The organism is Paenibacillus sp. cl6col (assembly GCF_900102125.1).
Lineage (GTDB): Bacteria > Bacillota > Bacilli > Paenibacillales > Paenibacillaceae > Paenibacillus_B > Paenibacillus_B suaedae.
This window is the reverse complement of sequence record NZ_FNAZ01000018.1, coordinates 44,823-62,510: the sequence shown is the minus strand read 5'-3', so window position 1 is coordinate 62,510 and position 17,688 is coordinate 44,823. Positions and strand designations below refer to the sequence as shown.

21 protein-coding genes and 1 riboswitch are annotated in these 17,688 nt (G+C 47.1%); of the genes, 19 read left to right on the top strand and 2 right to left on the bottom strand.

Annotated elements, in window-relative coordinates:
- A partial coding sequence (locus tag BLS15_RS27625; RefSeq protein WP_090514718.1) for a hypothetical protein occupies positions 1 to 503 on the bottom strand: 503 nt, incomplete at its 3' end.
- 255 nt (positions 504 to 758) lie between these two features.
- Here BLS15_RS27625 and BLS15_RS27620 point away from each other — a divergent pair.
- From BLS15_RS27620 to rsmI, 10 genes are all read left to right on the top strand, one after another.
- Positions 759 to 941 (top strand): sigma factor G inhibitor Gin, encoded by a 183-nt coding sequence (locus tag BLS15_RS27620; RefSeq protein ID WP_021255891.1) that lies wholly within the window; start codon positions 759 to 761, stop codon positions 939 to 941.
- A 133-nt stretch (positions 942 to 1,074) separates the two neighbouring features.
- Positions 1,075 to 2,688 (top strand): aminotransferase class I/II-fold pyridoxal phosphate-dependent enzyme, encoded by a 1,614-nt coding sequence (locus tag BLS15_RS27615; protein WP_028532551.1) that lies wholly within the window; start codon positions 1,075 to 1,077, stop codon positions 2,686 to 2,688.
- Positions 2,689 to 2,690: 2 nt separating this feature from the next.
- Entirely contained in the window at positions 2,691 to 3,365 is a 675-nt protein-coding gene (tmk, locus tag BLS15_RS27610) for a dTMP kinase (protein ID WP_021255893.1), read from the top strand.
- A gap of 57 nt (positions 3,366 to 3,422) precedes the next feature.
- Complete coding sequence (locus BLS15_RS27605; RefSeq protein WP_021255894.1) at positions 3,423 to 3,752, top strand: cyclic-di-AMP receptor; 330 nt, start codon at positions 3,423 to 3,425, stop codon at positions 3,750 to 3,752.
- Positions 3,753 to 3,851: 99 nt separating this feature from the next.
- The gene (locus BLS15_RS27600; RefSeq protein ID WP_021255895.1) at positions 3,852 to 4,295 is read left to right on the top strand and encodes a YaaR family protein; all 444 of its coding nucleotides are present in this window, start codon (positions 3,852 to 3,854) and stop codon (positions 4,293 to 4,295) included.
- A gap of 96 nt (positions 4,296 to 4,391) precedes the next feature.
- The gene (gene holB / locus BLS15_RS27595) at positions 4,392 to 5,372 is read left to right on the top strand and encodes a DNA polymerase III subunit delta' (RefSeq protein WP_021255896.1); all 981 of its coding nucleotides are present in this window, start codon (positions 4,392 to 4,394) and stop codon (positions 5,370 to 5,372) included.
- Entirely contained in the window at positions 5,373 to 6,173 is an 801-nt protein-coding gene (locus BLS15_RS27590) for a PSP1 domain-containing protein (RefSeq protein WP_021255897.1), read from the top strand.
- A gap of 33 nt (positions 6,174 to 6,206) precedes the next feature.
- Complete coding sequence (gene yabA, locus BLS15_RS27585) at positions 6,207 to 6,590, top strand: DNA replication initiation control protein YabA (RefSeq protein WP_021255898.1); 384 nt, start codon at positions 6,207 to 6,209, stop codon at positions 6,588 to 6,590.
- A gap of 164 nt (positions 6,591 to 6,754) precedes the next feature.
- Positions 6,755 to 7,528, top strand: a complete 774-nt coding sequence (locus BLS15_RS27580) for a tRNA1(Val) (adenine(37)-N6)-methyltransferase (RefSeq protein WP_028532550.1) — start codon at positions 6,755 to 6,757, stop codon at positions 7,526 to 7,528.
- A 1-nt stretch (position 7,529) separates the two neighbouring features.
- Positions 7,530 to 8,423: a 16S rRNA (cytidine(1402)-2'-O)-methyltransferase gene (gene rsmI / locus BLS15_RS27575; RefSeq protein ID WP_021255900.1), complete on the top strand. Its 894-nt coding sequence runs from the start codon at positions 7,530 to 7,532 to the stop codon at positions 8,421 to 8,423.
- A gap of 175 nt (positions 8,424 to 8,598) precedes the next feature.
- Here the strand turns inward: rsmI and BLS15_RS27570 are convergent, their stop codons facing one another.
- On the bottom strand, positions 8,599 to 8,853 hold the full coding sequence (locus BLS15_RS27570; protein WP_005545514.1) for an AbrB/MazE/SpoVT family DNA-binding domain-containing protein: 255 nt from the start codon (positions 8,851 to 8,853) through the stop codon (positions 8,599 to 8,601).
- Positions 8,854 to 9,160: 307 nt separating this feature from the next.
- Between BLS15_RS27570 and BLS15_RS27565 the strand changes: the two genes are divergently transcribed.
- The 9 genes from BLS15_RS27565 (at position 9,161) to ispE (ending at position 17,565) form a co-directional block, all read left to right on the top strand.
- Positions 9,161 to 10,444 carry an HD domain-containing protein gene (locus BLS15_RS27565; protein WP_021255901.1) on the top strand — a complete coding sequence of 428 codons (1,284 nt, stop codon included), beginning with the start codon at positions 9,161 to 9,163 and terminating at the stop codon, positions 10,442 to 10,444.
- Positions 10,445 to 10,479: 35 nt separating this feature from the next.
- Positions 10,480 to 11,247: a TatD family hydrolase gene (locus BLS15_RS27560; protein ID WP_028532548.1), complete on the top strand. Its 768-nt coding sequence runs from the start codon at positions 10,480 to 10,482 to the stop codon at positions 11,245 to 11,247.
- A gap of 193 nt (positions 11,248 to 11,440) precedes the next feature.
- Positions 11,441 to 11,644, top strand: a riboswitch (cyclic di-AMP (ydaO/yuaA leader).
- A 318-nt stretch (positions 11,645 to 11,962) separates the two neighbouring features.
- A complete protein-coding gene (locus tag BLS15_RS27555) occupies positions 11,963 to 13,090 on the top strand; it encodes a 3D domain-containing protein (RefSeq protein ID WP_021255248.1) in 1,128 nt (375 codons plus the stop codon).
- A gap of 166 nt (positions 13,091 to 13,256) precedes the next feature.
- A complete protein-coding gene (rnmV, locus tag BLS15_RS27550) occupies positions 13,257 to 13,823 on the top strand; it encodes a ribonuclease M5 (protein WP_028532547.1) in 567 nt (188 codons plus the stop codon).
- Between the two features lie 5 nt (positions 13,824 to 13,828).
- Positions 13,829 to 14,740, top strand: coding sequence for a 16S rRNA (adenine(1518)-N(6)/adenine(1519)-N(6))-dimethyltransferase RsmA (gene rsmA / locus BLS15_RS27545; protein WP_021255246.1), 912 nt, complete (start codon positions 13,829 to 13,831; stop codon positions 14,738 to 14,740).
- A 72-nt stretch (positions 14,741 to 14,812) separates the two neighbouring features.
- Complete coding sequence (gene yabG / locus BLS15_RS27540) at positions 14,813 to 15,718, top strand: sporulation peptidase YabG (RefSeq protein WP_021255245.1); 906 nt, start codon at positions 14,813 to 14,815, stop codon at positions 15,716 to 15,718.
- 158 nt (positions 15,719 to 15,876) lie between these two features.
- Positions 15,877 to 16,152: a biofilm formation stimulator Veg gene (veg, locus tag BLS15_RS27535; protein ID WP_021255244.1), complete on the top strand. Its 276-nt coding sequence runs from the start codon at positions 15,877 to 15,879 to the stop codon at positions 16,150 to 16,152.
- Positions 16,153 to 16,367: 215 nt separating this feature from the next.
- Entirely contained in the window at positions 16,368 to 16,544 is a 177-nt protein-coding gene (locus tag BLS15_RS27530; protein ID WP_021255243.1) for a small acid-soluble spore protein (alpha/beta-type sasp), read from the top strand.
- Positions 16,545 to 16,710: 166 nt separating this feature from the next.
- A complete protein-coding gene (gene ispE, locus BLS15_RS27525) occupies positions 16,711 to 17,565 on the top strand; it encodes a 4-(cytidine 5'-diphospho)-2-C-methyl-D-erythritol kinase (RefSeq protein ID WP_021255242.1) in 855 nt (284 codons plus the stop codon).
- Positions 17,566 to 17,688: the final 123 nt, after the last annotated feature.

Sequence of the window (17,688 nt, the reverse complement as noted above, 5' to 3'; positions counted from 1 at the left end):
ACTTTAACGAGTCCACTTGAGTCGACAGCGCGCATCGTCAATAGGCAATACCAGCGTGGAGACAGCAGCCATAAGTGCCAGAACACATTCAACAAAGTGAGCTCCAATGGAAGCCATGGGCATAGAATAAGAATGACTAAAAACGTAATGGATGTCGTATGCAGCATAATTTTTGTGAGATATCTTAGGCTGATGAATTGCTGTGGGAGTGGCAAGTAACCAATCCAAGGCATACGCCACCGCCAAGCCCATCTCCCTTTATATGTGTACCGATCTACGATGAAGATGGATCGGCCTATTACATAATGGAGCCATGCAATGAGTACACAAGAAGCAGCGACATAGCCGATACCGAGGAGGCTATGTTGGTACAGTGCGACTGCGATACACAATGCAGCTAACGTGGAAAAGGCAATGATGAAAGGCTTCGCTAGACGAACTCTCTTCAGCAGCTGATAATGATAAAATGTTCGCTCCATTTGTTCATTGCGTATGGTTGACATTGAGCGAACCCTCCTTTTCAAGTTGAACAATAATTTATATATCGGTATTTATTCTATGAAAATGTAGAAGGGATAGAAATTGAAGAAGAATCTAATGAAGATCAAAAATGTTGAAAAAGGGTTCAAACCGTACAAACACCAATACCATCAATCCATCATACATATATAAAAACATTTGAAACTGGCTATGAAACTGGTATATATCCATAGAGTTACGGGCATACTTATCATATAACCGCTAAAGGTGGGATTGACATGGAACGTCAGGATACACACTGCATTGTGTGCGGTGAAGCGACGAATGACGGCATAATGGTCGTCAATCAGTTTATTTGTACAGCATGTGAGCAAGAAATGGTTAAGACCAATGTGCAGGATCTAAAATATTCATTCTTCATTCATAAGCTAAAGCGATTATGGCTGCACACGAATGTGTAAGATAGCTCCCCTTGATTTGCTTACTCGTTAGGGCCCGATTCAGTGGGCTCTTTTTGCTTTTTATTGAACAACAGATGAAGAAGCGCACAATTTACGTTACAATAAATGAAGCAATAATAAAGGGGCAACCTTGATGAATATACGTAAGGGGACTTCTCACTTGGCGCTTGATGTACAAGAGCAACTGCGGGCGCCACTGGTGGAAGCTTTACTTCAATATAATAGAAACCGGCACGCATCTTTCCATGTACCAGGTCATAAGGATGGGCATTGGTATGAGCAAGCGGGGCTTTCCTTATCTGAGCATGGAGAATGGAGTATGCTGCTTCAGAGGATGTCACAGCTGTTATCGATTGATGTGACGGAAGTAGAAGGTACAGATGATTTGCATCATCCGACAGGAGCGATTGCAGAGGCACAGCAGCTAGCTGCGAAGTTGTTCGGTTCTGAAGAGACGCACTTTCTTGTAGGGGGCAGTACGGTTGGCAATATTGCACTCCTTATGAGCTGTTGTATTCAGCCGAACGATATTGTGCTCGTACAGCGCAACGTTCATAAGTCTGTATTACACGGGCTTATGATGGCAGGTGCAAGAGCTGTATTCCTTACACCACAGATGGATATGGCAAGCGGTCTTGCTACTGCACCGACCAGTGAAGCGGTAGAGAAGGCACTTCAGGCATACCCAGAAGCGAAGGCTGTATTCGTGACGAATCCAAATTATTATGGAATGGGGATTGATCTCCGTCAACTTGCGGCTATTACTCATCGTTATAATATCCCACTGCTTGTGGATGAGGCACACGGAGCACATTATGGGCTCCATCCCGCATTTCCAGAATCCGCTCTGCAGGCAGGTGCGGACGGTGTTGTCCAGTCAACGCATAAAATGCTTGGCGGCATGACGATGAGTGCGATGCTTCACGTTCAAGGAGCTATGCTTAATCGATCAAGGCTGAAGAAACTGCTTACGATGCTGCAAAGTTCTAGCCCTTCCTATCCTTTAATGGCATCGCTTGATATCAGCCGCTATTATATAGCGCGAAACGGGCAAGAGGCGTTTGAGGAGGGTCTGAAGGCGGTGCAGCTCGTACGAGCTGCAATGGCTAACCTGGACGCATTTGAGGTTATAGAGATACAAAGCACTCATTCACAGTCCGCCTATTGTAGTCTTGATCCATTCAAGGTGACGATTCGATGCAGGGAGGGACTGTGCAGCGGTTATAAGCTGTTAGATCAGCTTGCTCTGCATGGGTGTATTGCCGAGATGGCCGATTTGCGGCATACGGTGCTTGTATTCAGTCTAGCCAGTACATTAGAGGATGCGAAGCGATTAATTAGGGCATTGCAAGCGGTTGCTGTGACGTTGGACAATAACACTCCATATACTAAGATACAGGCGGGTACCTATATGGAGATTACTGATGCGTCTGCACATCCGATTGTGATGGCTGACGGGCATCGATTGTTCTCTGAGCCTGTATCCTTCTCGATATATGAACAAGAGCATGTACGAACGAAGCAAGTACTTGTGCAGGAGGCAATTGGGCACAAGGCAGCAGAGTCGGTGATTCCTTATCCGCCGGGAATTCCATTACTTTATCCGGGTGAGATTATTACAGAGGATGCAGCACAACAGCTGATCATGCTTGCATATGCCGGAGCTAAGTGCCATGACGCAGAAGATGAATCCTTGCGAACGATTCGTATTGTGGATACTGAAGAAGAGAAGGGAATTGAGGAATAGATATGAGTAAGCAGCAACGAGCAGAACGTCCCGGGTGGTTCATTACACTGGAAGGTGGAGAAGGAGCAGGCAAGTCATCCGCGATTGAACTGCTGACGGATAAGTTGCGGCAGCAAGGAGTGAACGTCGTAGTCACTCGGGAGCCGGGAGGAGTCCGCATTGCCGAGAAGATTCGCAGCATTATCCTCGATCCTGAGCATACAGAGATGGATGCTCGAACAGAAGCATTGCTTTATGCAGCTGCCCGTAGACAGCATCTTGTGGAAGTTGTTATTCCAGCCTTAGAGCAGGGAGCAATCGTCTTATGTGACCGATTTGTTGACAGCTCGCTTGCCTACCAAGGCTACGCACGAGGACTCGGGATGGAAGATGTATGGGAAATCAATCGATTCGCGATTCACGATACAATGCCGGATATTACGTTCTGGTTAGATATTGATCCACAGGCTGGATTGGATCGGATTGCGGCTAATCAGGCTCGTGAAGTGAACCGACTCGATAAAGAGAAGCCTGCATTCCACGAAGCAGTGCGCGAAGGGTACGAACGAATTGCTAAGCAGGAGCCGGAACGGATTGTGCAATTGGATGCTACACAGTCGCTAACACAAATAAGTGGGCAAATGTTCGACATTTTATGTGAGCGAACGCAGGATTTTGCAGGTCGGATGTATAAATAAGTAACATCATTCCAAATAGGGATGCCAAGAACTTTATTTTAAGGAGGATGACCAGGCATGAAGATGGTTGTGGCCATTGTACAAGACAAAGACAGCAATCGGCTTTCCGGTGCATTAGTAAAGGCGAATTTTAGAGCGACCAAGCTGGCGAGTACGGGTGGATTTTTGCGTGCAGGCAATACGACGTTCATGATAGGTGTGGAGGATGATCAAGTGAGCACCGTCCTGAATGTCATCCGCAGCAACTGTAAGGTGAGAGATCAGCTTGTCACCCCAGTGACTCCGCTCAGTGGTACTTCGGATTCTTATATGCCGCTACCTGTCGAAGTACAGGTAGGGGGAGCAACCGTGTTTGTGCTCCCAGTAGAGCGGTTCGAGCATTTTTAACATTTCGTCCGTAATATTACGATATAATAGAAGTAATCCAGCAGATGGATGGATTCAATCGAATTATACTATGAAGCGAACGATTGCAGGTGATATGGAGTGAAAATTAACCCTGGATTTCGCCCCTTCGGCACGGATGTGCGTATGGGTGAATCTGTAACCAAGCCTGTCCAGCACAAGTCCTTTGCGGACATGATGAACAATCGTCATGATCAAGCGAGCAATGATGAGCTGCAGCAGAGGCTGCAGGATATTTATCAGCAAGGGGAACGACTGTCGAAGTCCATGACGATTCGTGAGCTTCGCATGTACCGAATGATGGTGAAGCGTTTTTTGGAGGATACAGTACGGCGGAACCTGAAAATTCGGGAAACGCGTGGATGGGATCGACGCGGCAGAAGCAAGCGATATCAGATTGTCGATGAAATTGACAGTGCTCTCATTGAATTAGCGGATCATCTGCTGGAGACGGAGCAAGGTAAAATTGATCTGCTTCATAAAGTAGGGGAAATTCGCGGGATGCTGATTAACCTGTGCTTCTAGTCAAGCTAGGGGAATTTCCCCATATCCCATGATTAGAGCAGAGCTTCTTGCTCCGTATCGCATTCTGGTTATATATATGGAAGGAATACGCATAACATGTCGTTTGAACAAATTCTCGGACAGGATCGAGCTAAGAAAATATTGCAAAATGGTCTGCGCACAGACAAGGTATCCCATGCCTACTTATTCAGTGGACCGAAGGGTACGGGCCGGATGGCTGCTGCGCTAACCTTCACCAAGGCGTTATTCTGTGAACGCATGACAGATGATGCTTGTGGGGAATGTCTTTCTTGTCGGAAAATTGAGCACGGCAACCATCCTGATGTGCATATTATTGTACCAGAGGGACAGTCAATTAAGATCGATCAAATTCGCGAGCTACAGCGCGAATTTTCCTACCGAACCCAAGCTACAGGCCGGAAAGTGTACATTATGGAGCAGGCGGAGAAGATGACCGTGCAAGCGGCCAACAGCCTGCTTAAATTTTTGGAGGAGCCAACAAGTCCTGCAGTGGCTATTCTGATTACAGAGAATGGACAAGCGATGCTGCCAACCATTCAATCCCGTTCACAGATGGTGCCATTTACACCGCAGGATCCGAACCTTATCTGTCAAACGTTAGTAGCAGAGGGTAGTCCTGCTATATTAGCTCGTGCAGCTGTCTATCTTGTAAACGGCCTAGAAGCTGGGCGTGAGCTATGTGGACAGAATTGGTTTGCAGAAGTGAGAAACGTAATGTTACAATTAGGAAAGGAGTGCGAAGCAAGACTTCCTTCCGCACTTCTAACCGCACAGCAGAAGTTGTTTAAGACCGAGCTTGCTGAACATACGGACATGTTGTTCCGTTTGTTCCATCTCTGGTTTCGAGATATGTTGAATTACCAATACAACCGGCAGGAGAGTCTCGTCTTTATCGATCAGCTTGATACAATCAGCAAGCTGGCCTGGACGAAGTCGGCTGAAGGATGGATTCGGTGCATGGATGCGGCGACGGAGGCGCAGAAGCGGGTGCGCGCCAATGTAAGCCCGCAACTTGCTTGCGAGCAGTTTCTGGTTGGAATCCAAGGAGGTACTTGATTGTATAATGTAGTCGGCGTCCGTTTTAAGAGAGCGGGCAAAATATACTATTTCGACCCGGTCGAATGGCCGGTCCAGAGGGACCAGCATGTGATCGTCGAAACGGCGCGCGGCATTGAGTACGGCAAAGTCGTGATTGGTCCGAAGACCGTCGGTGAGAACGATGTGGTGCTTCCCTTGAAGAAAGTCATTCGCATCGCTAATGAAGCTGACGCTACATTGGTGGATGCGAACCGGCAAGCTGCGAAGGATGCGTTCGCAACCTGTATGGACAAGATTAAGGCGCATCAATTGAAGATGAAGCTTGTAGATGTTGAATATACGTTTGATCGGAACAAAATCATCTTTTACTTTACGGCAGAAGGGCGCGTGGACTTCCGCGAGCTGGTGAAAGACTTGGCCAGCGTATTCCGGACACGGATTGAGCTCCGGCAGATTGGTGTACGGGACGAGGCGAAAATGCTTGGCGGCATTGGGCCTTGCGGGCGCGTGTTATGCTGTTCCTCATGGTTAGGTGATTTTGAACCGGTATCTATTAAAATGGCAAAAGACCAGAACTTATCGCTGAATCCTACGAAAATATCCGGTTTGTGCGGTCGCTTGATGTGCTGCCTGAAATACGAGCATGACAATTATGAAAGCGTGAAAGAAGAGCTTCCTACAGTCGGCAAGTGGGTTGTTACCTCGATAGGAGAGGGCAAGGTCGTCGGTATTAATGCCGGTGAACGTAAAGTGCACGTCCAATTAGCGGATATCGGCAAGGTGAAAGATTTTGCTTTCGACGACGTTGTCGTAAAATAAATAGCGGACATTTTCACGCTCTGGGGTGGGAACTTGGAGAAGAAAGACATTTTTGCGCAGATTCATGAATTGGAAACGCATATGGGAGACCTTCATCAAGAGCTTGGTGCGCTGAAACTCGTCGTCAAAGAGCTGCTGGAAGAGAATCAACGCTTGTGGATGGAGAATCAGCAGCTGCGCAAAGTACTGCACCACGAGCATCACGAGCACTTGGAAGTTGAACCTGAGGTGAAGGGAGACTCGGCACCCGCAGTAAATCCTGATCCAAATGGAGATTCCAAAGAGAACGTGGTTGGCGAAGGGTATGATAATTTGGCGCGGCTGTATCATGAAGGGTTTCACATTTGCAACGTGTATTATGGACATTTGCGGACGGAAGGTGACTGTTTGTTCTGTCTGTCCTTCCTCAATAAATAACCGCGGCCGTAGGTCAGTGGGAACCGATAAGAGGGTTCCCCACCTACGGCTTTTCATCATATTAGGGGCCATTTACAGCATAGCTGATGAGGAAGTCCCTTATGAAACGTTAAAGATATAGGTGTAAGTAGTACTTAAATGAAGATGATAAAGGCAGGGGCGTTATGGAGAATAGAAACGATGTGATCGGGCTGCATCCATCTGAGAGGCTCGACGATTTGCTCACTCATCAATTACGAATTATACAGAGCTCAGAGGTGTTCAGCTTCTCCATGGATGCTGTCCTGCTGGCTCGTTTCGCTTCCGTGCCAACGCGTGGCCGGATTATGGATCTGTGTACAGGCAATGGGGTAATCCCACTGCTGCTGTCCACACGGACTAATGCGCAAATCGATGGATTGGAAATACAGCCAAGACTTGCGGATATGGCCAGCCGCAGCGTTCGGCTAAATGGCTTGGAAGAGCGAATACGCATTATCGAAGGGGATTTGAAGGCATTTACACCAGATGCAGAGCGTCCCTTTTACGAAATGATTACAGTAAATCCTCCCTATATGCCGTTGACGGCGGGTGATGTGAAAGAGAACGAGCATTATGCACTAGCTCGCAGTGAGGTCGCCTGCACATTGGAGGATGTGATTCGCACGAGTGCTAAGCTGCTGCGAACGGGCGGGAAGCTTGCCATGGTTCACCGTCCTAGCCGATTGACGGATATCATAGCGCTTATGCGGACATATCGATTGGAGCCGAAGCGCATTCGCTTCGTTCATCCACGCGAGGAAGTAGAGGCCAATATGGTACTGATTGAGGCCGCGCGAGACGGCAAGCCGGATGTACGGCTATTGCCGCCGCTTATCGTATATAATGATGGAAATGAATATCGTGAGGAATTAATGGATATCTATTATGGGAAAGCCTCGCAGCTGAAGGATGGGTAATATGCAATTGACGGAACAATATAGCTACCAGCAACAAAACAAGGAAAATGTAGGGGCATTATATCTTGTAGGGACGCCGATTGGAAATCTGGAAGATATGACATTCCGGGCTGTACGCATACTGCGGGAAGCTGATATTATTGCGGCGGAAGATACACGTGAGACAAGGAAGCTGTTGAGTCATTTCGAAATTACAGGGAAGACGCTGTACAGCTATCATGAGCATAACAAGCAGGCAAGCGGACCTGAACTTGTGCGTATCATGGAAGAGGGCAAGCGTATCGCCCTTGTGAGCGACGCCGGGTTACCCGCGATATCAGATCCGGGTGCAGATCTTGTTCAACTGGCTGTAGAAGCGGGCATTCCTGTTATTCCGATTCCTGGACCAAATGCGGCTTTATCTGCCTTAATTGCGTCTGGGCTGCCAACGAATCGTTTCACATTCGTAGGTTTCCTTCCGCGGGAGAAGAAGCATGCAGATGCGGTGCTTACCTCACTCCGAATGGAAGCGGGAACGCTGTTATTCTATGAGTCACCACATCGTATTGCGAAGACGCTCGATCGGCTTGCTTCCGCATACGGAGACAGCCGCCGGATTACGATTGCCCGCGAACTGACGAAGCGTTACGAACACTTCATCCGGGGTACGGTTGGTGAATGCATTGCCTTTGTAAGCGAGCATCCTCCATTAGGAGAATGTTGTATCGTCGTCGAGGGCGCTGATGAGAATGGAACTTCTCAAGATGCGGGACAAGCATGGTGGCAGGAACTGACGGAAGAAGAGCATGTTGCGCATTATGAACGTGAACAGGGAGTATCACGCAAGGATGCAATGAAACTGGCAGCCAAGGATCGTGGTGTATCCAAACGGGATATCTATCAGGCATTGTTATAGAACAAGAATGGATACAATGGATCATAAGCGAAACATGCAGAATATAGAGGGAAAACCCTTGCTGTAAAACAAAAAAAGACCTCCATGGTTGGGTTCAAAACCATGGAGGCATCAAGGAAGATATAAAAAGGTTAGAATTAACATATGTGATTAGAGCTATTATAACCTATTTTTTTTATTTTGTCACAGGTTGTGGTATTTCTGATATACATTCGTGACAAACAATTTTTCCTTTAAAGTATGTAACGTTCTCTGCATTGCCGCAGAAGATGCATGCTGGCTCATATTTCTTAAGCATGATGCGCTCTCCGTCAACGTAAATTTCTAGCGCATCCTTTTCACCGATACCAAGGGTGCGGCGAAGCTCGATCGGAATGACGACACGACCTAGTTCATCTACTTTACGGACGATACCAGTGGACTTCATCATAGTTCAACGCTCTCCTCTTTGCTTTAGCATGAAATGTCATATTTCGACAAAATTCTTTTTGGCTGATTCTTATCGTACCAACCATTCCCAAATTAGTCAACCTAAAAAATGTATACTTGGCGTGCTAATTTATGGATTTTAGGTTTTTTTTAGCTTATATTAAGCAGTTTTTAACGACGTAGCGTACACTTTTACACTCGTATGGTATTTTTTATGCAAAAATAAACAGAAACAAGAATAAACCAAATCTTTTCGACAATAAGGCAGACTATGTCGAAAAGGTTCGAATCGAAAGGAGTGATTTTCAATGTTATTAGAGGAAAAAGTGTTCAAGGATCCGGTTCACAATTATGTGCATGTTCAAGATCGAACAATTTGGGATTTGATTAACACAAGGGAATTCCAGCGGCTCCGCCGCATTCGCCAATTAGGAACTTCCTATTTAACATTCCATGGGGCAGAGCATAGCCGCTTTTCTCATTCTCTGGGCGTATACGAGATTACTCGGCGGATTATTTCTCAATTTGAACGAAACCAATACGAGGACTGGCCGCAAGAAGAGAGGCTGGTTGCCTTATGTGCTGCACTGCTTCATGATGTGGGCCATGGACCATTCTCTCATTCCATTGAAGAGGCCTTCGATATGTTTCATGAAGATTGGACATACCGCATTATAATAGAAGATACCGATATCAATCGCGTGCTGAGACAAGTAGACCCCCAGCTCCCAACCAAGGTGGCATCAGTGATTCGCAGGACATATGAGCGGCCGATTGTCGTGAATTTGGTATCCGGCTCCCTTGATGCGGATCGTATGGACTATTTGCTGCGGGATGCATATTTTACCGGTGTTAATTACGGTACATTCGATATTGATCGTATTCTAAGGGTGCTGCGACCGCTTAAGGATCGGATAGTAGTCAAAGAGAGCGGCATGCACGCAGTAGAGCATTACTTGCTAGCTCGATATGAGATGTACTGGCAAGTTTACTTCCATCCGGTAACCCGAAGCTCGGAGATGTTGCTTCGCCTGATTTTCAAACGAGCCAAAGAATTATATTTGGGTGGGTACACTTTCCAATATTTCCTCTCTCCTCTAGATGCTTTATTTGAAGGAACGATTACGACGGAACAATATATCCAAATGGATGAGGCATTTGTACAGACCGCATTTATGCAGTGGACAAGGGAGAAGGATGAGCGTCTCGTTGACTTGTGCCAACGATTCATGGAGCGTAAACTATATAAATATATTGAAGTCGAACAGATGGATGAAGATTTACAGGAACGATTGCGGGCAGAGTGGTCGCAGATTGGGCTTGATCCGAACTATGAACTTATGTTCGATTCTCCCTTCGACAAGCCCTATGATGTATATCGAAAGGGGGATGCCCGTTCACAGCAACATATTATGCTATGGGGGCGGGATCAGCAAATTGTAGAGCTGTCCAAGAAATCGGATATTGTACGTTCCATTAGCGGCATTCGCCGTGGAAAACACTATATCTATTTCCCAATGGACAAGCTTCTGGAAGTCTCGAATCACCTTACGGAAGATACAAGGCGTATGTTTATACGCCGCAATCATTAGATCGATTTACAAGAAAGAAAAAGGGGCGCATAAACGTGTTATTTGATACACATACGCATTTAGACAGCAGCAATTTTGATGAGGATCGCGATCAGGTTATCGCACGGGCCGTTGAACAAGGGGTGACCCGTATGGTTAACATCGGGTTCAATCGAGAGACGATCCCGACGACGATGGCGTTGGCAGAGAAATATGATTTTATCTATGCAGCCGTGGGCTGGCATCCGGTAGATGCGATAACGATGAAGCCGGAGGATATAGACTGGATCGCCAAGCTAACGGAGCATGAAAAGGTTGTGGCGATTGGCGAGATCGGACTGGACTATCACTGGGATACGTCTCCGAAGGATGTTCAGCACCGTGTATTCCGCGAGCAAATTGGGTTGGCGCGAGAATTGAAGATGCCGATCATTATTCATAATCGTGAAGCGCACGAAGATGTAATCCGCATCTTGCGCGAGGAGAAGGCTCACGAAGTAGGGGGCATCATGCACTCCTTCTCAGGTAGCTGGGAAACAGCGAAGATGTGCCTGGATATGGGCTTCTACCTTTCATTTGGAGGACCTGTTACTTTCAAAAATGCAAAACAGCCGAAAGAAGTACTTGTTAAGGTTCCGAATGATCGACTGCTTGTGGAGACGGATTCTCCCTATTTGACTCCTCATCCGTTCCGAGGCAAGCGCAATGAGTCCGCATATGTTCGTCTTGTTGCAGAGGTTGCAGCAGAGCTGAAAGGTATGGAATTTGAAGAATTTTGCAGAATGACGACTCAAAATGCAATGACATGTTTTGACATCGCGTGAAAACGGGCCAAAAACAAGTGAAAAAAAGACATTGGCCATAAAATAAGTGGATTTCATTATGAAAAACGGATTAAGTTACATTTTTTTAACCATTTTTCGCGAAAAACGGAATTGCTACTGTCTTTACAAGAAGATTGCAAACACGATATGATTTCTCACAGATGTTATTACACAATTCAATATTGTTCCAACTAATTCAGTATCGCTTAATCTCCATGAAGTGGAGAGCGGGGGAACCAGAGTGTGAACGACATGACATGAGTACATGTTCAATCACACGGATTAATTCCTTGGGGTGAATTAGGGACGACCGAGCCATGAGCCGGTTGGTTCCGATAGGGCGACTCTCAAGCCCGAACCCGACAGCTAACCTCGTCAGCGTACCGAGAGAGGGTTCCTCGCGTCCTGCACTGTTGACGTTTGGGTTTCTATTACGGAAGCCGCGAAAGAGTCTCCTCTTACGAAGGGCTTCTTTTGTTTACTCTCAAACATTCTTTTTTTTGAATAATGAGAATAAAGACGTCATAGGGTGTAAGAAATAGGAGGTGGGAGCAGCCAATACTGAAACGTTGGTACGGAGATTTCGGCATTGTCTTGAACGATTACATGCTCGTTTATGGCAAGTGAAGTCTCTCGTAAACATTCTTGAAATAGTCGCGTCAGATGGAATCATGCAGAGCACTCGACGGCGGGACTATGTAAGGAGGACCGAGAAATGGGACAGATCGTGAACAACGAAACCCATGAACCCCGATCATCCAGCATGTCACTCGCATTGCGATGGAAGCATGAAAATGTGCGTGTTATCACCGTTATTGCAGCTGTAGCAATCGTGATCACATTAATAGCAGTCTTGACTTGGTATAATGTAACGAAGAAGACAGTGGCTGTGCTCGTTGATGGACAAGAGCGTTCAGTCGAAACTCGCCTAGATACGCTTCGCAATGTTTTGGATGAGCATGCGATAGCGCTTGGGGCATACGATGTAGTATCGAAGCCGCTTGATGCAGAAATTGCTGATGGAGATCGAGTTATTATTGAACGCGCTTTGCCTATCCAAATTACAGCGGATGGGAAGAAAGAAACACAATTTACGACGAAGAAGTCGGTGCATGATGCACTGAGTTCGCTGCAAATCCAAGTGAACCCTGAAGATAAGGTATTCCCTTCTAAGCGTGCCTCTATTTCGAAGAACATGGATATTCGTATCGTCCGTGTCAGCAAGAAGATGGAAGAGCGTAAAGTGAAGGTTCCTTATCAAGTGGTGAAGCAGGCAGATGCTACTCTCCTTAAGGGGAAGACCAAGACGGTTCAAGATGGAAAAGAAGGCTTGGTTGTCCAGAAAGTACAGAAAACGTACGAGGATGGTAAGCTCGTATATGCGCAGATGGTCGACAAATCCGTTCATACAAAACAAGTGAATCAAGTGATAGCCTATGGAACGAAGAAGGAACCGGAAGTTGCTGTTCTGTCAGTGAACGCGCAGGAAGACGATTCTGACAATGTTTCCAGTGGCGACAAAGATTTTAACTATAAAAAAGTGCTGAAGAACGTTCAACTGACGGCGTATACGGAATCTGAGGGATCGGCTGGTGCGAAGACGGCATCTGGCGCAATAGTATCAGAAGGTCGTACTATCGCGGTTGATCCGAAGGTCATTCCGCTCGGCTGGTGGGTATATATCGAAGGGATTGGATTCAGACGTGCTGAAGATACAGGTGGCGCGGTCAAGGGGAAAATTATCGATGTATACTTCGACAGCAAGAAGGCGGTCAGCAAATTCGGACGCAAGAAGGGGTACACCGTATACGTGGTTGGCCCAGTAAAGCCGGAATCGAACTAACGCACAAGGTATGCAGCCATGTGTAATTAGGATATAGTAATGAATAATGATTTATGTCATGCTAAGAAGAGGGGACACCCTCTTCTTTTGTTGTTTATTTATGAATGGAGAGCATGAGAAGGATGCGGAATTAGGAAGCAGCCTTGTGGTGAGAGGAGCAAGCATATTGATACGTGAAGTGATAGTTGTAGAAGGCAAAGATGATACCGTTGCCATTCACCGTGCCGTTGAGGCGGATACAATTGAGACAGGTGGATCGGCGATTAATGATACAACGATAAAACGCATCGCATTGGCCCAAGAGCGTCGAGGGGTTATTATTTTCACGGATCCAGATCATGCGGGAGAGAAAATTCGGAAGACGATAGCAGAACGTGTACCTGGGTGCAAGCACGCTTTCCTGCCTAGACATGAGGCGATAGCCAAAGGGGATCTTGGTGTGGAGAATGCAAAGCCAGAAGCGATTCGCCGTGCCTTAGAGCAGGTTCGCTCAGAGATGCCAAGCATGACGTCAGAGCTGACGTGGACGGATCTCGTCGAAGCGGGATTAACGACGCATGCAGGCTCTGCAGAACGCAGACGGCAGTTAGGTGAAATATTGGGCATTGGATACTGTAACGCGAAGCAGATGCTCAAGCGCTGCGGTGTGTTTCAGATCGGACGAGAGGAATTTGAGAACGCCTTGCGGAAGCTGAACCAATTCGAGCAGGAACAATGTGCAGAAGGAGAATAGATGGAATGACGCAGACGAGAATAGATATTGCAACACCGAACCGCACGAAAGACATTATACGCAAGCATGGGTTTTCATTTAAGAAAAGCTTAGGACAGAACTTCCTAATTGATATGAACATTTTGCGCCGTATTGTGGATGCTGCAGAGCTGGATGATGTGACAGGTGCCCTGGAAATTGGGCCTGGGATTGGTGCGCTTACGGAGCAGCTCGCTAAGCGCGCTCGTCGTGTAACAGCAGTCGAGATCGATCAGCGCTTGCTTCCGATATTAGGGGAAGTGCTGGAGCCCTATGAACATGTCCATGTTGTACATGGGGATGTATTGAAGGTGGATTTGCATGAATTGTTCCGCGAACAGTTCCAGGATGTCGATCGGGTAAGTGTTGTGGCTAACTTGCCGTATTATGTGACGACCCCGATTATGATGAAGCTTCTGGAGGAGCGTCTGCCGCTCAAGAACATCGTCGTCATGATTCAGAAGGAAGTTGCAGAGCGAATGGCAGCGAAGCCAGGAGGCAAGGATTACGGCAGCTTAAGTGTGGCTGTTCAATATTTTGCAGAGCCGGAGCTTGTATGCACCGTGCCGCATACGGTGTTCATCCCGCAGCCAAATGTAGAGTCTGCAGTAATCCGTCTACGTGTGAGACAGACTCCACCTGTGCAGGTGAAGGATGAGCCGCTGTTATTCGATGTTGTACAGGCTTCGTTCGCTCAGCGTCGCAAGACGATTTGGAATAACCTGAAGGCTCGCTATGCCAGCAAGTGTGGTACAGACAGGCTGACAGAAGCGCTTGCTTCAGCACATATTGAACCGAATCGCCGAGGGGAAACACTCTCGATTGAGGAGTTCGCTGCTCTGTCCGATGCGATCGGCCAAGCCATTGCACGTGCAGAAGAAGAGGATCAAGCGGAGTAACATAATTTTAAGGCTTAGGCATCACCAATTTATGCGTTTGCCCATAGGATAGTCGGAGAGGTGATTGATCCTATGAACGAACAAGTGAAGCAAGGAGATTTGGTCGTACGCAAGTCGTACGGTGGCGATATTACATTCCGTGTGGAGGAGATCTTCCGACAGACGGCGATTATTAAGGGGACGGATTACCGCTTACTGGCGGATTCCCATGTTGAAGATTTAGTTAGTGTACCGAAGGCAACGATTGCGCGCCGCACGGAACAGGCTCATATCAAGATGTTGGAGTCTGTCGAGGTGCTTGAGCAGCAGCGTAGGCAGCTGCATGAGCGCAGGCGGACGGAGCTTCCATTTGCAGAGATGCCGAATTCCATTTCAACCTTTGATATGCCGGGAACGGTACTCCATCTGGATGGGGATCCCGGGTATTTACAGAAGAGCATGGCGATATATAATCAGCTCAACGTGCCGGCAGAAGGCCATTATGTGAATGAACGCAATATGGCAGATACGTTGTATCGGCTGCTGCCGCGAGTGAAGCCGAATATAATCGTCATTACGGGACATGATGGTGTATTGAAGAACGGCAGGTACCGTGATCTGTTAAATTTGCAGAATTATAAGAACTCCCAGAACTTCGTTAATGCAGTACAGACGGCAAGGCAGTATGAGCGCCATCTTGATTTATTGACTGTAATTGCCGGGGCATGCCAATCTCACTTCGAGGCGCTTCTGCAAGCAGGAGCCAACTTTGCAAGTTCACCGGGCCGAATTATGATTCATGCCCTTGATCCAGCTTACGTAGCGGTTAAGGCCTCATATACCTCAATTCGTGATACCGTACAGATTGGGGATATTGCGCCTCATATGGTCAGTGGCATTGACGGGGTGGGAGGCATTGAGACAAAGGGAAGTTATCGCGTGGGCATGCCGAAGTTGAAGGATTTATCGACATTGAACGTTACACCAACCGTAATATAAGCGGCCTATGTATAAAATACAGAAAAAAGAACCATTTTAATAAATTTGGGCAAAAAAACACATTGACACGAAAACGGTGTTATTGTTATAATTATTCGTTTATTTGACAACACCTCTTGAATTGGTTATAATGGACAAGGAAAGAGGTGGTAGCTGTAATGGCGAAAAACGCGCTGTTTGAAATTCGTCGTTGTCTTGAAGCACATGTCGGTCAGAAGATTCTGCTCCGCGCCAATGGCGGTCGTCGGAAAACGATTGAGCGTACGGGCGTGTTGGAAGAAACCTACCCTTCTGTATTTATTGTTAAGTTGGACCAGGATCAGAACGCGTTTAAGCGGGTATCCTATAGCTATGCAGATATATTAACAGAATCGGTTCAAGTGACCGTATGCGCCGATAACGGCGAGTTGAAGATTGAATATGTTCGCGGTTAAGCGACATGACGGCAGCCTGTGAGGGCTGCCTTTTGTTTGGTTTGAAGGAATGACATGAGCACGCACGGTCATGGTTCTCCCAGATGCTCCCCCATAAATCGGAACAGGAGTGAACGTATAATGGAGGTGGCTTCTACTTACATTAACGGTAGGCCGATGATTATGTCGTGCTTGCTGATGATATGAACTTTAAGGTAAGCGTGGGAGGTGCAGTGATGAGCCGAAGAAAGCGCAGCTTCATGTCTGAAGATCTGAAGGTGGAATTGGCTAAAGATCTTGGCTTCTACGATACGGTGTCCAAATACGGATGGGGTGCTATCCGTGCGAAGGATGCTGGCGATATGGTCAAGCGGGCCATTCAACTTGCCGAAGAGGCAGCCTCGAAAAAATAACGAGTCAAGATCCTCCTATCCAGCGAGCATCGGATCTATTCCGCTCTGTTCGCTTTTTTTATTACGAAATCATGTTCATTGCCTGTATACGTACACATATGACTTGCACCATAGAGTCTGTTATAATAACGTAAGCGATCCGTAGGATAAAGAAGGGTGAACGCGAGTGAAAGTGTACGAGAAGGCGCCTGCCAAAATAAATTTGCTGTTGGATGTGCTGCGTAAGCGCGAGGATGGGTATCATGACGTCGAAATGGTCATGACGATGGTAGACTTAGCGGACCGTCTCGAGATGGAGGAACTTCCTCGAGATACGATTATCATCTCCAGCCAAGCAGGTTACATACCGTTAGATGAGAAGAACTTGGCGTTCCAAGCGGCAAAACTAATTAAAGAACGTTATGAAGTGAAGCAAGGCGTATATATTCATTTAGATAAAAAAATACCAGTAGCTGCCGGACTAGCCGGTGGAAGCAGCGATGCTGCTGCTACACTGCGAGGCTTGAATCGTTTATGGAAGTTAGGGATTCCTGATGAGGAGCTGCAGGTGCTTGGTGCGGAACTTGGTTCAGACGTCCCGTTCTGCGTGACGGGAGGGACTGCAATAGCTCGCGGCCGCGGAGAGGCACTTGAGATGATTGAGCAGCCACCTCAATGCTGGGTTGTGCTTGCCAAGCCGCCGATTAATGTATCGACGGCTGATGTCTATGGGCGCCTTAGAGCGAGTCAGATTACGGAGCATCCATCGCTGGATCAAATGCGCAGAGCGATACAGGCCCAAAGCTTCCAAGGGGTGTGTGAATCGCTTGGCAATGTGCTGGAGGATGTCACGCTGCCGCTCCATCCGGAGGTGCAGCAGTTGAAGGATGCTATGCTTCGGCTCGGTGCTGAAGGAGTGCTGATGTCGGGCAGCGGTCCGACGGTATTCGGCCTCGTGTCTAAAGAATCTAAGATCGCAAGGATCTATAATGGACTGCGCGGTTTTTGCAAGGAAGTGTACGCGGTACGCTTGTTGGGATAACAGGCTTAAATAGATTAACATGTATCAAGAAGGCGAAATGGTTACAATTCAAGGATTGTTTGACTTGACAAGTGGCCATCATCTTGCTAACTAGCGTACATTCATGTAATATCTACAATATAA

Coding starts and splice junctions, on each gene's coding strand:
- BLS15_RS27620 (WP_021255891.1), top strand. CDS start 759: ATGGAACGTCAGGATACACACTGCATTGTGTGCGGTGAAGCGACGAAT.
- BLS15_RS27615 (WP_028532551.1), top strand. CDS start 1,075: ATGAATATACGTAAGGGGACTTCTCACTTGGCGCTTGATGTACAAGAG.
- tmk (WP_021255893.1), top strand. CDS start 2,691: ATGAGTAAGCAGCAACGAGCAGAACGTCCCGGGTGGTTCATTACACTG.
- BLS15_RS27605 (WP_021255894.1), top strand. CDS start 3,423: ATGAAGATGGTTGTGGCCATTGTACAAGACAAAGACAGCAATCGGCTT.
- holB (WP_021255896.1), top strand. CDS start 4,392: ATGTCGTTTGAACAAATTCTCGGACAGGATCGAGCTAAGAAAATATTG.
- BLS15_RS27580 (WP_028532550.1), top strand. CDS start 6,755: ATGGAGAATAGAAACGATGTGATCGGGCTGCATCCATCTGAGAGGCTC.
- rsmI (WP_021255900.1), top strand. CDS start 7,530: ATGCAATTGACGGAACAATATAGCTACCAGCAACAAAACAAGGAAAAT.
- BLS15_RS27570 (WP_005545514.1), bottom strand. CDS start 8,853: ATGATGAAGTCCACTGGTATCGTCCGTAAAGTAGATGAACTAGGTCGT.
- BLS15_RS27565 (WP_021255901.1), top strand. CDS start 9,161: ATGTTATTAGAGGAAAAAGTGTTCAAGGATCCGGTTCACAATTATGTG.
- BLS15_RS27555 (WP_021255248.1), top strand. CDS start 11,963: ATGGGACAGATCGTGAACAACGAAACCCATGAACCCCGATCATCCAGC.
- rsmA (WP_021255246.1), top strand. CDS start 13,829: ATGACGCAGACGAGAATAGATATTGCAACACCGAACCGCACGAAAGAC.
- yabG (WP_021255245.1), top strand. CDS start 14,813: ATGAACGAACAAGTGAAGCAAGGAGATTTGGTCGTACGCAAGTCGTAC.
- veg (WP_021255244.1), top strand. CDS start 15,877: ATGGCGAAAAACGCGCTGTTTGAAATTCGTCGTTGTCTTGAAGCACAT.
- BLS15_RS27530 (WP_021255243.1), top strand. CDS start 16,368: ATGAGCCGAAGAAAGCGCAGCTTCATGTCTGAAGATCTGAAGGTGGAA.